Origin of the sequence: Nocardia sp. NPDC051832 (assembly GCF_040681285.1) — a bacterium.
Taxonomy (GTDB): Bacteria; Actinomycetota; Actinomycetes; order Mycobacteriales; family Mycobacteriaceae; genus Nocardia.
In genome coordinates, this window is record NZ_JBFAYL010000004.1 from 798615 (window position 1) to 812263 (window position 13649).

The 13649-nt window shown below is 68.1% G+C and carries 9 protein-coding genes; 5 read left to right on the forward strand and 4 right to left on the reverse strand.

The window, feature by feature from the left end; all coding sequences use genetic code 11:
• Positions 1-79: 79 nt before the first annotated feature.
• The gene (locus AB0M14_RS29170; protein ID WP_365000334.1) at positions 80-580 is read right to left on the reverse strand and encodes a nucleoside deaminase; all 501 of its coding nucleotides are present in this window, start codon (positions 578-580) and stop codon (positions 80-82) included.
• Between the two features lie 632 nt (positions 581-1212).
• Between AB0M14_RS29170 and AB0M14_RS29175 the strand changes: the two genes are divergently transcribed.
• Genes AB0M14_RS29175 through xdhC form a run of 3 tightly spaced genes read left to right on the forward strand, consistent with a single transcriptional unit; the run spans position 1213 to position 5916 of the window.
• Positions 1213-2688, forward strand: a complete 1476-nt coding sequence (locus tag AB0M14_RS29175) for an FAD binding domain-containing protein (protein ID WP_365000336.1) — start codon at positions 1213-1215, stop codon at positions 2686-2688.
• The gene (gene xdhB, locus AB0M14_RS29180; protein ID WP_365000338.1) at positions 2685-5105 is read left to right on the forward strand and encodes a xanthine dehydrogenase molybdopterin binding subunit; all 2421 of its coding nucleotides are present in this window, start codon (positions 2685-2687) and stop codon (positions 5103-5105) included. Before AB0M14_RS29175 ends, xdhB begins: the two co-directional genes overlap by 4 nt.
• Position 5106: 1 nt before the next feature.
• Entirely contained in the window at positions 5107-5916 is an 810-nt protein-coding gene (gene xdhC / locus AB0M14_RS29185) for a xanthine dehydrogenase accessory protein XdhC (RefSeq protein ID WP_365000514.1), read from the forward strand.
• Here the strand turns inward: xdhC and AB0M14_RS29190 are convergent, their stop codons facing one another.
• On the reverse strand, positions 5917-7131 hold the full coding sequence (locus tag AB0M14_RS29190; protein WP_365000340.1) for a hypothetical protein: 1215 nt from the start codon (positions 7129-7131) through the stop codon (positions 5917-5919).
• 56 nt (positions 7132-7187) lie between these two features.
• Here AB0M14_RS29190 and AB0M14_RS29195 point away from each other — a divergent pair, with 56 nt between their 5' ends.
• Positions 7188-8051 carry a hypothetical protein gene (locus AB0M14_RS29195; RefSeq protein WP_365000341.1) on the forward strand — a complete coding sequence of 288 codons (864 nt, stop codon included), beginning with the start codon at positions 7188-7190 and terminating at the stop codon, positions 8049-8051.
• Here AB0M14_RS29195 and AB0M14_RS29200 read toward each other — a convergent pair.
• Entirely contained in the window at positions 8011-9981 is a 1971-nt protein-coding gene (locus tag AB0M14_RS29200; RefSeq protein ID WP_365000515.1) for an AMP-binding protein, read from the reverse strand. The two genes, AB0M14_RS29195 and AB0M14_RS29200, sit on opposite strands and share 41 nt — an antisense overlap.
• 282 nt (positions 9982-10263) lie before the next feature.
• Between AB0M14_RS29200 and AB0M14_RS29205 the strand changes: the two genes are divergently transcribed.
• The gene (locus tag AB0M14_RS29205; RefSeq protein WP_365000343.1) at positions 10264-11991 is read left to right on the forward strand and encodes a GMC family oxidoreductase; all 1728 of its coding nucleotides are present in this window, start codon (positions 10264-10266) and stop codon (positions 11989-11991) included.
• Here AB0M14_RS29205 and AB0M14_RS29210 read toward each other — a convergent pair.
• Complete coding sequence (locus AB0M14_RS29210) at positions 11988-13625, reverse strand: long-chain fatty acid--CoA ligase (RefSeq protein WP_365000344.1); 1638 nt, start codon at positions 13623-13625, stop codon at positions 11988-11990. The two genes, AB0M14_RS29205 and AB0M14_RS29210, sit on opposite strands and share 4 nt — an antisense overlap.
• Positions 13626-13649 lie beyond the last annotated feature (24 nt).

The following is a 13649-nucleotide window of genomic DNA, read 5'->3' on the forward strand; positions in this document are numbered from 1 at the left end:
CCTGTTTGGGTGTGGGTGGCCCGTCTTAAAACCCCCGCGGGGGGGCCCCCCCCGCCCCCCCCCCCCGACGCGGGAGATATCAGTAGTCGATGCGGTCGGTCTTGGCGAGCCAGGCGTCGAAGGGAGCGTTGCGGTTGGGCAGGTCCAGCTGCTCGACCCGGGTGGGCCAGTTCTGCTTGGGCTTGAGCTCGAACAGGTCGTAGAACTTGAGGTCGTCGAAACCGGCGACGGCGGCGTCGTGCCGGTCGGCGGCGTAGACGATGCGGTCGACGCGGGCCCACAGGGCCGAGGACAGGCACATCGGGCAGGGCTCGCACGAGGTGATCAGGACACAGCCCTCGAGGGAGAAGGTGTTCAGCTCCTTGCAGGCGGCGCGCATCGCGCTGACCTCGCCGTGCGCGGTCGGATCCAAGGTCGAGGTGACCTGGTTGTGGCCGATCGCGACCACCTCCGTGCCCTTGGCGACGAGGGCACCGAACGGACCGCCGCCGTTCGCCACACTGTTGGTGGCCAACTTGATCGCTTCATCCAGCCAGGCGCGTTCCAGCTCCTGGATGTTCACTTCTTGCGTCGCGGTCACGGTCACTCCATTCGGATCGGTGGGGCCGTCGCGTCCAACGCTTCCGCCCGCATCCCTTGCTTGTTGCAACTGGTGTGAAGGAGTACACAGCCCAGCGCCGGAAGTCAGCTAGGGGTGGAAGACATGAAGACGTCTACAGGCTGACACCGCCTTTTCGTAGGCTTTGACAAGAGCCTATCCGCGTATCCTTCGAGAAACATTCCCGTCATATCCATTTGTATGAAAAACCGAGCCATTCGGAGACCGATGATCTCCGCGTCGGACTTTCCTACAAACCTTCCGGGACGGCGCACGTCAGCTTGACCTATGGCCTACGTCACCCGTACTTTCGAGCTGACCGACTCGTGAGCTGCCGAAAGGAGACCGGTCCGATGCCCACCATCTCTGACCTGCGTCGCCTTGCTCACCGGACCGTTTGGGTCCCGGGTCGCGTAGCGCACGGCTGCTGAGCGGCCCGCTGTCCGGCGGGCCCGTTCGCGGCCGCCGGCGCATTTCGATCTCCGTCACCGCCCCGCGGCACGTCTTCATGCCGATTTGCGCTCCGGATTCTCGGGTTGCGCGTCCGAAACAGAAAGCTCTGAAATGGCGACTAGGATTATCGTATCCACCGCGCACCGAAATGAGGTTGTGCCATGGTAGCGGCGCGCATCACGGTCAATGGGAAGGCCGAACCGATTTCTCCGGCGGCTCCCCACACCACGGTCTTGGATTTCCTGCGGGACCGTGGCTTCACCGGAAGCAAGGAAGGCTGCGCCGAGGGCGAATGCGGCGCCTGTTCGATCATGGTGGCCCGCCCCGGCGTCGAGCAGCCCACCGACTGGGTCGCGGTGAACGCCTGCCTGGTTCCGGTCGCCGCGCTGGACGGTCAGGAGATCGTCACCGCCGAAGGCCTCGGCACCATGGACGCCAACGGCACGCCCACCGAACTGCACCCGGTGCAGCAGGAGATGGCGGTCCGCGGTGGTTCCCAGTGTGGTTACTGCACACCGGGTTTCGTGTGCAGCATGGCGTCGGAGTATTACCGTCCCGGACGCTGCCCGTCCAAGCAGGTGGCCGAGCCCGAGGCCGAAGCGCACGACCACGAGCACGGCCCGAACGGCTTCGATCTGCACTCGCTGAGCGGAAACCTGTGCCGCTGCACCGGCTACCGCCCGATCCGCGACGCGGCCTACGCGCTCGGTCAGCCCGACGCCGAAGACCCGCTGGCCCAGCGCCGGGAGCAGCCCGCGCCCGCGCCGGTCGCCACCGAATACACCCAGGACGACCGCACGTTCCGCCGCCCGGAAACCCTGGCCGAAGCGGTCCGGTTGCTGCGTGAGCGCCCGGACGCGGTACTCGTCGCGGGCTCCACCGACTGGGGCGTCGAGGTGAACATCCGTGCCCGCCGCGCCGATTACGTGATCGGCATCGACCGGCTCCCCGAATTGCGGGAGCTGATCGTGGCGCCGGATCACCTCGAGATCGGCGCCGCGGTGCCGCTCACCGAGATCGAACGCCGCCTCGACGGCAGCGTGCCGCTGCTCGCGCAGTTGTTCCCGCAGTTCGCTTCCCGGCTGATCCGCAACAACGCCACCTTCGGCGGCAACCTGGGCACCGGCTCGCCCATCGGCGACAGCCCGCCGGCGCTGCTCGCGCTCGGTGCGTCGCTGGTGCTCGCCTCGGCGGACGGTGAGCGCGAGATCGACCTCGCCGACTACTTCACCGGTTACCGGCAGAGCGTGCGCCGCCCGGACGAACTGATCCGCTCGGTCCGCATCCCGCTGCCGCTGGCGCCGGTGACCGCGTTCCACAAGATCGCCAAGCGCCGCTTCGACGACATCTCCAGCGTCGCGGTCGCTTTCGCGCTCGACATCGAGGACGGCATCGTCCGCTCGGCCCGCATCGGCCTGGGCGGCGTCGCCGCCACCCCGATCCGCGCTCGCGACACCGAGGCCGCCCTGGTGGGTCAGCCGTGGTCGGCGGAGGTCGTCGCGGCCGCTGCCCGGGTGCTGGAGTCCGAGGGCACGCCGATGAGCGATCACCGCGCCAGTTCCGCATACCGGTCCGCGATGCTGGGCCGCAGTCTCGAGAAGTTGTTCGCCGAAACCACCGAGGCGGTGCTGTCATGAGCAATCTGTCCGAACGGCCGGAACGACCGGTAGTCGGCGTTCCGATGCCGCACGAGAGCGCGTCGCTGCACGTCACGGGTACCGCGCTCTACACCGACGACCTGGTCTATCGCACCAAGGACGTGCTGCACGCCTACCCGGTGCAGGTCATGAAGGCGCACGGCCGGATCACCGCGCTGCGCACCGAGGCCGCGCTCGCGGTGCCCGGCGTGGTACGCGTGCTGACCATCGCCGACGTGCCCGGCGTCAACGACGCGGGCATGAAGCACGACGAGCCGCTGTTCCCCGAAGAGGTCATGTTCCACGGCCACGCGGTGGCCTGGGTGCTGGGTGAGACCTTGGAGGCGGCCCGGGAAGGCGCGGCGGCGGTCGAGGTGGACCTCGACGAGCTGCCCTCCATCGTCTCGGTGCGGGAAGCGATCGAGCAGGAAAGCTTCCACGGCGCGCGGCCCACCATGATCCGCGGCGATGTCGCCGAGGGCTTCGCCAACTCGGCGCACGTCTTCAGCGGCGAGTTCGAGTTCAAGGGCCAGGAGCACTTCTACCTGGAGACGCACTGCGCGCTCGCGCTGGTCGACGAGTCCGGGCAGATGTTCATCCAGTCCAGCACCCAGCATCCGTCCGAGACCCAGGAAATCGTCGCGCACGTGCTCGGTCTGCACAGCCACGAGGTGACCGTGCAGTGCCTGCGCATGGGCGGCGGCTTCGGCGGCAAGGAAATGCAGCCGCACGGGTTCGCGGCCGTCGCGGCGCTCGGCGCCAAGCTGACCGGTCGCCCGGTTCGGTTGCGGCTCAACCGGACTCAGGATCTGACCATGTCCGGCAAGCGGCACGGTTTCCACGCGGAGTGGAAGATCGGCTTCGACGCCGAGGGCCGCATCCAAGCGCTGGACGCGACGCTGACCGCCGACGGCGGCTGGAGCCTGGACCTTTCGGAGCCGGTGCTGGCGCGCGCGCTGTGCCACATCGACAACACCTACTGGATTCCCAACGCGCACGTCGCCGGTCGCATCGCGCAGTCGAATACGGTGTCCAACACCGCGTTCCGTGGCTTCGGCGGCCCGCAGGGCATGCTGGTCATCGAGGACATCCTCGGCCGGTGCGCACCGCTGCTGGGCCTGGATCCGGCCGAGCTGCGGGAGCGCAACTTCTACAGCCCGGGTCAGACCACGCCGTACGGTCAGCCGGTCGGCCAGACCGATCGGATCGGCAAGATCTGGCACGAGGTGCAGAACAGCGGCGACTGGACCGAACGCCAGCGCGAGATCGCGGCTTTCAACGCCGCGCACCCGAACACCAAGCGCGCCTTGGCGATCACGGGCATCAAGTTCGGTATCTCGTTCAACCTCACCGCCTTCAACCAGGGCGGGTCGCTGGTGCTGATCTACAAGGACGGTTCGGTCCTGATCAACCACGGCGGCACCGAGATGGGCCAGGGCCTGCACACCAAGATGATGCAGGTCGCCGCAACCACTTTGGGCATCCCGCTGCACAAGGTGCGACTGGCGCCGACGCGAACCGACAAGGTGCCCAACACTTCCGCCACCGCGGCCAGTGCCGGCGCGGACCTCAACGGCGGTGCGATCAAGAACGCCTGCGAGCAGCTGCGTGATCGGCTGCTGCAGGTCGCCGGGTCGCAGCTGGGCACGAACGCCTCGGATGTCCGCATCGTCGAGGGTGTCGCCCGGGCGCTGGGCAGCGACAAGGAGCTGGACTGGGACACCCTGGTCCGGACCGCCTACATGCAGCGAGTTCAGCTGTCGGCCTCCGGTTTCTACCGGACCGAGGGTCTGCACTGGGACGCGAAGATCTTCCGGGGTTCGCCGTTCAAGTACTTCGCCTACGGCGCCGCGGCGACCGAGGTCGAGGTGGACGGCTTCACCGGCGCGTACCGGATCCGGCGCGTGGACATCGTGCACGACGTCGGCGACAGCCTGTCGCCGCTGATCGATATCGGTCAGGTCGAGGGCGGGTTCGTGCAGGGTGCGGGCTGGCTGACGCTGGAGGATCTGCGCTGGGACACCAGCGACGGACCCAACCGGGGCCGGTTCCTCACCCAGGCCGCGAGCACCTACAAGCTGCCGAGCTTCTCGGAAATGCCCGAGGAGTTCAATGTGACGCTGCTGGAGGACGCCACCGAGGAGGGCGCGGTCTACGGGTCCAAGGCGGTCGGCGAGCCGCCGCTGATGCTGGCCTTCTCCGTGCGTGAGGCGCTGCGGCAGGCGGCCGCGGCGTTCGGTCCCGCCGGAACCAGTGTGGATCTGGGCTCGCCCGCCACGCCGGAAGCGGTGTACTGGGCGGTCGAGGCGGCGCGCAACCAGGTCGCGCACAGCCTCGCGCTGACCAACGGGCACGCCAACGGCAACGGTCACGGCAAGAACGCCGAGATCCCGGCCGACGCTTTGAGCAGTGCCTGACATGATGAGCTGGGTCGCCGCGGTCGCGCGGTTGCGAGCACGCCGGGAGCCCGGCGTGCTGGTGACCGTGGCGACCGTGCGCGGCCACGCACCGCGCAAGCCCGGAGCGAAACTCGTTGTGGGACAGTCCGAAGCGTGGGGTTCGGTCGGCGGCGGCAATATCGAGGCCGTCGCGATCGACCGGGCCCGCGAAATGATCGCCACCCCCGCCGCGGAGCCGGAACTGATGGAGTTCGCGCTCAACGACAAGGTCACCAACCGGCACGGCGTGCAGTGCTGCGGCGGCGTGGTCACCGTGCTGCTCGAGCCGCTGCCGGTGTTCCCGGCGGTGGCGCTGTTCGGCGTCGGCCACGTCGGCTTGGAACTGGCCCGGATCCTGTCCCGCCACAACCTCGACCTGCACCTGATCGACACCCGCCCCGAGCAACTCACCGACGACCGCCTCGCGGTGCTCGCCGACGCGGAAGCCCAGATCACCGTGCACCGCACGTTGCTGCTCCCGGAAGAGGTGCTCGCCGAACTCCCGCCCGGCACCCACGTCCTGATCATGACCCACGATCACGCCGAGGACGCCGCCCTGTGCGACACCGCTTTGCGCACCGAGGGTCTCGGCTCGATCGGCCTGATCGGCTCCTCCGCCAAATGGACCCGCTTCAAACAGCGCCTCGCCACCGAGGGCGGCCACGACGAAGCCACCATCAACCGCATCAAGACCCCGATCGGCCTGCCCGACATCACCGGCAAGGAACCCGCCACCATCGCGGTGAGCGTCGCCGCCGAGTTGCTCCTGGCTTTCCAGAAGGACAACTGATCAACGCTCGGTCCACTTCCATTCCGAGCAGCGGGCGAACGAGTCCGGGCGCTCGCAGATCATGAAGCCCTTGATGTCGTGCTCGACGAATGTGCGCGCGGATTGCATGCGAGCCGGGCCGAGGTGGGTGTGCTCGACTTTCTCGGTGGTCGTCATGAATCCGACCTCGTCCGCGGTCATCGTTCGCCCGCCGACGATCTTCTCGTAGGAGATCGCGTACACGAGGGTTACCGGGGCTTGGACGCGGTCGCGGTGCGCCGGATCTACCGCCGCCTGTTCGATTTGCGCGTAGCCGCCGTCCACCACTGCGGAGTATCCGCCCCACTGCATGACCGCGGTGGGGGCGGGCGTGGGGGAATTCAGCTTCGCGGGTATCGAGATCGCGACGGAGAAGACGATCAAGACGAGGGCGGCCAGCGTCCAGGCCGCCATGGTGGCGCTCGCCGGGGTACGCCGGCGGACCAGCCGGGCGCGGAGTCGCCGGCGCGCGGACGGGTGTGCGCGGTATCGGCGGAGCAGTCGGAGTTCGATTCGGAGCCAGGCGAAAATGATCGCCGCGACGAGCACCGGAATCACGGCGAATCCCAGTATCGCGTGCTGATCCAGCACCGGGCGGGTGTAGATGACCAGCGCGCCCAGCATGATCGCGAGGGCGGTCAGCAGCAGGTAGACGGGCAGGACGTGGATGGAGCGAAGCAGCCATCTGGTCGCCGCCAGGCCCAGCCGCGCGGCCGACCATGCCGCCACCCCGATGCTGGCCAGCAGGATCGCCACGAAGACCGGGCCGATCGAAACCAGTTGGCCTATCTGCCCTTTGGCGGCGAAGTAGCCGAATGTGGTGTTGTACCACTGGAAGATGAGGAAGATCCAGCTCACCACGAACAGCAGGCCGACCAGCGTCAGGGACGATCGTTTCTCCCGGTGGCGGGTATCGAGTTGGAGGGCGATCCTGATCCGCTCGCGCTGATAGGCCCAGAAGCCTTCTCGGCGCGCGTCGTTCAGTTGACCGATCCGCCGCACCTCGCGTTGCGCGGCCACTTTGAGCGTGGCCCGGTCGGTATCGTCCAGACGGTTGCCGTCGTCGGTGATCGTCAATAGTGACTGCAGCACCTCGAACGGCGTCTTACGAGCGAGCCGGACGCTGAAAGCCCCGGCGATGAAAGCGGTCAGTAGCCCGCCGACGGTTGTGATGACGATCTGCCAGGTAGACCCCACGACCGCCAATCCTGTCAGACGCGATCAGGGGCGGTGCGCCGGTACAGTGAGCGGCGATGCAACCGGACCATGCCGCTGCGCGGGCGGCCGCGCAGATCAGCACTGTTCAGGACCAGCCGCAGCGCAGGCTGGCGGTGGCGGCGGAGTTCTATCCGGCGCGTATGCGGGACTACCGGCGGGCCGAGTTGTACTTTCTGCGATGGACGCTGGGGCGCGGAGTGCTGGATCCGGGATCCGGCAGTCGGTGGTGGCGGGCGATCAATGACCGGCTGTTGCACGACAAGCTGGTTGCTCGGTCGTTGTGGGATGCCGGAGTCGTGGACGCGGAGGCAGCGGGGGTTCGGCGGTGGCTGGAGTTCCTGGCCGATCCCTCACCCGCAGCCTGGTATCGGGCGCACAATCGGAGTGTCGTCAGCGGTTACCTGGACAGTGTCGCGCTAGCCGAATCCGAGTTGCCCGCCGAGCGATTCATGATGAACGTGACGCTGTCGCGAGTGCTGTTCACGCAGGCGCTCATCGAGCGGCCCGCGCTGGCACTGGGACGGCTCGGTCCGCTCGGACGACGGATCGGCGATCCGCGCGGGCACGCGGTGCGGGTGTTCCTCGATATGCGGAACGTCTTTCCGGAGCAGTATCCCCTGCACGACTTGACGATCGAGCAGATCCTCACCGAGGAGGGGCGGGCGGCGCGAGTCATCGACTACGGGCTGATCCTGCCCAGGCTGCCCGAGCTCTACGCGTTCGCGGCCGAGCGATTGGACGAGCCGCGGCTCCCCGCCCTCGTCCAGGACGGCATGTTCAGCTACGGCGACCACAGCGTCGGCCGCGACGAGCTCCGGCCGGACGCGCTGAGCCGGATCACCACCGCCGTCACCGGTTTCAGCCGTGCGCGCCGTCGAATCCCACCAGGAACCGCTTGAGCACCTTGCCGGTTTCGCCGCGCGGCAGGTGGCTGAGGAATGCCACGTCGCGCGGGACCGAGACGCGGCCGAGCCGGTTGCGGATGTAGTTGCGCACCATCTCCGGGTCCAGGCCGACGCCGTCGCGTTTGACCACGAAGGCAGCGAGGCGCTGCCCGAAGTCGCGGTCCGGGACGCCCACCACGGCGACCTCGCTGACCTGTGGCAGCAGTGCCAACGCTTCTTCGACCGGGCGCGGGAAGACGTTCTCGCCACCGGAGATGATCATCTCGTCGTCGCGGCCCGCGATGTAGAGCCGGCCGGCGGCGTCGAGGTAGCCGACATCGCCGGTGTCGAGCAGGCCCTCGACCTCCTCCGGCGGCGCGGCGCTGACATAGCCGTCGAAGAGCATGTGGTTGCCGACGAAGATGCGGCCGACCGCGCCCTTCGGCACCGGACGCCGATCCTCGCCCAGCACCGCCACTTTCGTGCCGAGGGGCGGGCGGCCGGCCGTCATCGGCGACAGGCGCAGATCCTCCGGAGTGGCGATGGTCGCCCAGGACACCTCGGTGGAGCCGTACACGTTGTACAGGATGTCGCCGAAGCCGTCGAAGAAGCGCAGCACCGTCGCGGCCGCCAACGGCGCACCGCAACTCGCCACCACGCGCAAGCTGGACAGGTCGTAGCGGGCGCGCACCGCGATCGGGAGATCGAGGATGCGTTCGACCATCGTCGGCACCACCAGCAGGCTGGTGACCTGATGTTCGGCGATCAGCCGCAGGGTGTCCTCGGCGTCGAACTGTTCCGGCAGCACCGTGGTCGCCCGCAGCGCCGTGCTGATCTGGAGTCCGGCCAGGCCCCAGGTGTGGAACAGCGGGGCCGGGATCAGCATGGTCTCGTGCATGCGCAACGGGATTCGGGACAGCAGCGCGGCGATGGTGGCGAAGCCGCGCGGATGCGGCCGCCGGGCGCCCTTGGGGGTGCCGGTGGTTCCGGAGGTCAGCACGACCAGCCGGCCCGGCTGCGTCGGCATCCGGAACTTGGTCTCCCCCTGGGCGATCAGGTCGTCCACGGTGCGGCGATCGGCGCCCGGGGCGGCCTCGTCGGTGTTGATCCGGGGAATCTCCACGCGCAGATATTTGACGAGTTCCTCGAGCTCGCTGTCGACGAACAGCGCCATCAACCGGTCGCGCTGCACGATCTCCTCGAGCGTGCGCCCGGACAGCCCCGCGTTCATCAGCACCACGTCGACGCCGAGTTTGCCCGCGGCGACCATGGTTTCGACCATGCCGCGGTGATTGCGGGCCAGCAGGCCGATCGCGTCACCGGTGCCCAGCCCGAGCCCGGCCATGGCGGCCGCCAGCGCGGTGGTCCGCTCGTCGATCTCGCCGAAGGTCCGGCTGCCCCGCCCATCGATGACGGCGAGGCGGTCGGGTGAATGCGCCGCGCCCGCCGCGTAACCGCCCGCGAGGTTGAAGCCCCAGCGCACCAGGCACCGCATCTGTTTGACGCCCACATCGGGGCGGCTGGTCAGCACGCCGGTGGCCACCATCTGCCGGGCCACCCCCGCCCGCCGCCGCACCGGGGTGTCCTCGCCGTTGACCACGACCGAGGTCGGCTTACCCCGGACGATGTCCACGGCCCGGGCGAGACCGCCCTGAACCCACTGCGCCAGTATCGCTTTCGTGACTTCGCCGAGCGCCGGATGCACGCGCCCCACGGCGAAGAAGGTGATGATCACCCGGGTCTGCTCACCCTCACCGCGCAGGCGGATCGCGGCGAAACTGCCCTCGGCCGCGCAGTGCAATTCCAGGCGCTCGTACCAGCGCACCACGCTGGGACGTACATCGATGGTCCGGATTCCGGCCTGTACCGAGCCGATCCGGAAGCGCACCAAGGGCTTTCCGTCTACCGGCTCCAGCGGTTCACAGGCACCTACCCCCACCAGCATCCGCGGATAGTTCTGCGGATCTACCAACAACTCATAGAGCGCACGCCGGGAGATCGGGACCTCCGCGACCACTTCGACAACATCGGTAATCAAGCTTCGTTCATCTTCTCTGACGACCGGCGCCCACAGTGGACCCGACTGCCAGGATAACCCTCAGCAAACCTCGGACCGGGCGCATTTCCGGGACTACGGGACAGTTCACAATGGCCTGGCGGCGCGCATGTGAGGAGAGGCAAAATCCGCTGAACAGTTCCGGCCCACTGTTAGCGTCTGGAGGTGGCAATGTCCGAGGAGTTCGATTTCGATGTGATCGTGGTGGGATCCGGGTTCGGAGGTAGCGTAACCGCGCTGCGGCTCACCGAGAAGGGGTATCGCGTCGGCATTTTCGAGGCCGGTCGCCACTTCGCCGACGACGACTTCGCGAAGACCAACTGGGATCTGCGCCGTTACCTGTGGGCGCCGCGGCTGGGCTGCTACGGAATTCAGCGTATTCACCGGCTGCGCGACTGCTTCATCCTGGCCGGCGCGGGCGTCGGCGGCGGTTCGCTGAACTACGCGAACACGCTGTACAAGCCGGGTCCGGCGTTCTTCGGCGACCCGCAGTGGGCCGGCATCACCGACTGGGACGCCGAGCTCAGCCCGTACTACGAGCAGGCGCGAAAGATGCTGGGCGTCGTGCGGAATCCGCATCCGACCCCCGCCGACGAGATCATCGCCGCGGTCGCCGAGGACATGGGCGTCGGCGACACGTTCGTGCCGACCCCGGTCGGGGTGTACTTCGGCGAGCCCGGAAAGACCGTGCCGGACCCGTATTTCGGCGGTGTCGGCCCGACCCGCACCGGCTGTATCGAGTGCGGCGAGTGCATGACCGGCTGCCGGCACGGCGCCAAGAACACGCTGGTGAAGAACTATCTCGGGCTGGCGCAGGCGGGCGGGGCGCAGGTGCGGGCGATGACCACGGTGACCGCGATCCACCCCCGCCCGGATGGCAGCTGGACCGTCGAGACCCGGCGCACCGACGCCCGGATCCGGTGGCGGCGCACCACGTTCCGAGCCCGTCAGGTGGTGCTGGCGGCGGGCACCTGGGGCACGCAGCACCTGCTGTTCGACATGCGCGACCGGGGCATCCTGCCCGCGCTCTCGCCCCGGCTCGGCGTCCTGACCCGCACCAACTCCGAGGCCATCCTCGGCGCGGGCCGCACCGCGGTCGATCCGGCCTTCGACATCACCAAGGGCGTCGCCATCACCTCGTCGTTCCATCCCACGCCGGACACGCACGTCGAACCGGTCCGTTACGGCAAGGGCTCCAACGCCATGGGCCTGCTGCAGACCTACCTGATCGACGGCGGGCACCGAATTCCGCAGTGGCTCCGCGTCTTTCCGATGGCGCTGGCGCATCCGATCCGCACCGTCCGGTTGCTGCGCACCAAGCAGTGGAGTGAGCGCACGCTGATCCTGCTGGTCATGCAGAGCCTGGACAACTCGATCACCACCTACACCCGCCGCGGCCTGTTCGGGCGGCGCTTCACCAGCAAACAGGGCTACGGGCAACCGAATCCGACTTGGATCCCCACCGGCCACGAAGCCACGCGCCGGGTCGCGGACAAGATGGGCGCGACCGCGGGCAGCACCTGGCCCGATTTGTTCAATGTCCCAATGACCGCCCACTTCATCGGCGGCTGTGTTATCGCGGATGATCCGGCGCAGGGCGTCATCGATCCGTATCACCGTGTGCACGGCTATCCCTCGTTGAGTGTCGTCGACGGCTCGGCGATTTCGGCCAATCTCGGAGTGAACCCGTCGCTGACCATCACCGCGCAGGCCGAACGCGCCGCGGCGTTGTGGCCGAACAAGGGCAGCGCCGATCCGCGGCCCGACATGGGCGCACCCTATCGACCGGTGGCGCCGGTCGCACCGGAAAACCCGGTGGTTCCGGCGCACGCTCCGGTCGCGCTCGGGCTGCCGATTGTGCTGCGCGACAACGGCAAGCCCGCCGCGGACGTGGTCTAGCCGAGCTCGGTGACGGTCAGTTCGCCGTCGGCGTGCTGGGCGCGCAGGCGCTTCTTGTCGTACTTGCCGACGCTGGTCTTGGGCACCTCGGTGACGAAGGTCCAGTACTCGGGCAGTTGCCATTTCGCGAACTTGTTCGCCAGGAACTCGCGCAGTTCCTCGGGTTCGGCCTTCTGCCCCTCGGCGAGAACGACTGCCACCAGCGGCCGTTCGGCCCATTTGGGATCCGGAATGCCGATCACCGCGGCCTCCGCGACGGCCGGGTGACCGATCATCGCGTTCTCCAGATCGACCGAGGAGATCCATTCGCCGCCGGACTTGATGACGTCCTTGGAGCGGTCGACCAAGGTCAGGAACCCGTTCGGGCTGATCTTGCCGACGTCGCCGGTACGCAGCCAGCCGTCGTCGAACTTGTCGGGCTCGATCTCCGCGCCGTCCGGTGAGTAGTAGGAACCGGTGATCCAGGCGCCGCGCACCTGTACCTCGCCCAGCGAGTTGCCGTCGTTGGGCACGACATTGCCCGCGTCGTCGACCAGCCGGGCCCGTACTCCGGCCGGGAAACGGCCCTGGGTGTAGCGGTAGGCCCACTGCTCCTCGCCGTCGACGCCGGCCGGCGCGTGCGCCACCGAGCCGAGCGGGGAGGTTTCGGTCATGCCCCAGGCGTGGAGGAGCTTGACGCCGAACTTCTCCTCGAACACGTGCATCATCGCCGGCGGCAGCGCGGAGCCGCCGACCAGGCAGGTACGCAGGTGCGAAATGTCCTGCGGCGCGGCCTGCAACCCCGCCAGCACGCCGCCCCAGATGGTCGGGACCGCGGCGGCGAAGGTCGGCTTGACGACGGCCATCATCTCCAGCAGCGGTTGCGGCTGGAGGAACCGGTCCGGCATCAGGATGTTCGCGCCCGACATGAGCGCCGCGTACGGCAGGCCCCACGCGTTGGCGTGGAACAGCGGCACGATGGCGAGCACCATGTCGGCGGCGGAGAAACCCATGCCGTTGGGCGCGCACACCTGGCTGGCGTGCAGCCAGTTGGAGCGATGCGAGTAGACGACGCCCTTGGGGTCGCCGGTGGTGCCCGAGGTGTAGCACATGCCGGCGGCCGAGCGCTCGTCGATGATCGGGTAGTCGAAGCTGTCCGGCTGCGCGGCGAGCAGTTCGGTGTAGGAGTGCACCTGCACGCCCGCCGGCGCGGTCAGCGCGGCCGCGTCACCGTTGGCGACGATGACGTGGCGCACCGTCTTCAGGTTCGGCAAGTACTGAGCGAACAGCGGCAGCAACGTACCGTCGACGATCACCACCTGATCCTCGGCGTGGTTGGCCACATAGACCAGCTGCTCCGGGAAGAACCGGATATTGAGCGCGTGCAGCACCGCACCCATGGCCGGCACCGCGACGTAGGCCACCATGTGCTCGTTGTTGTTCCACATGAAGGTGCCGACCCGGTCGCCGACGCCGATGCCGAGCCCGCGCAGGGCGTTCGCCAAACGCGCTGCCTCCGCGCCTAATTCGCGGTAGGTCAGGGTGCGCAGACCGTCGCCGGTCCAGGTGGATACCGTGCTGTCGCCCTGGAAGGTGGACGCGTAGTTCAACAGGGTCGCCAGCGACAGCTGCTCGTCCTGCATGGTGCTCAACATCGGAAGAATTCCTCTCAGAACTAT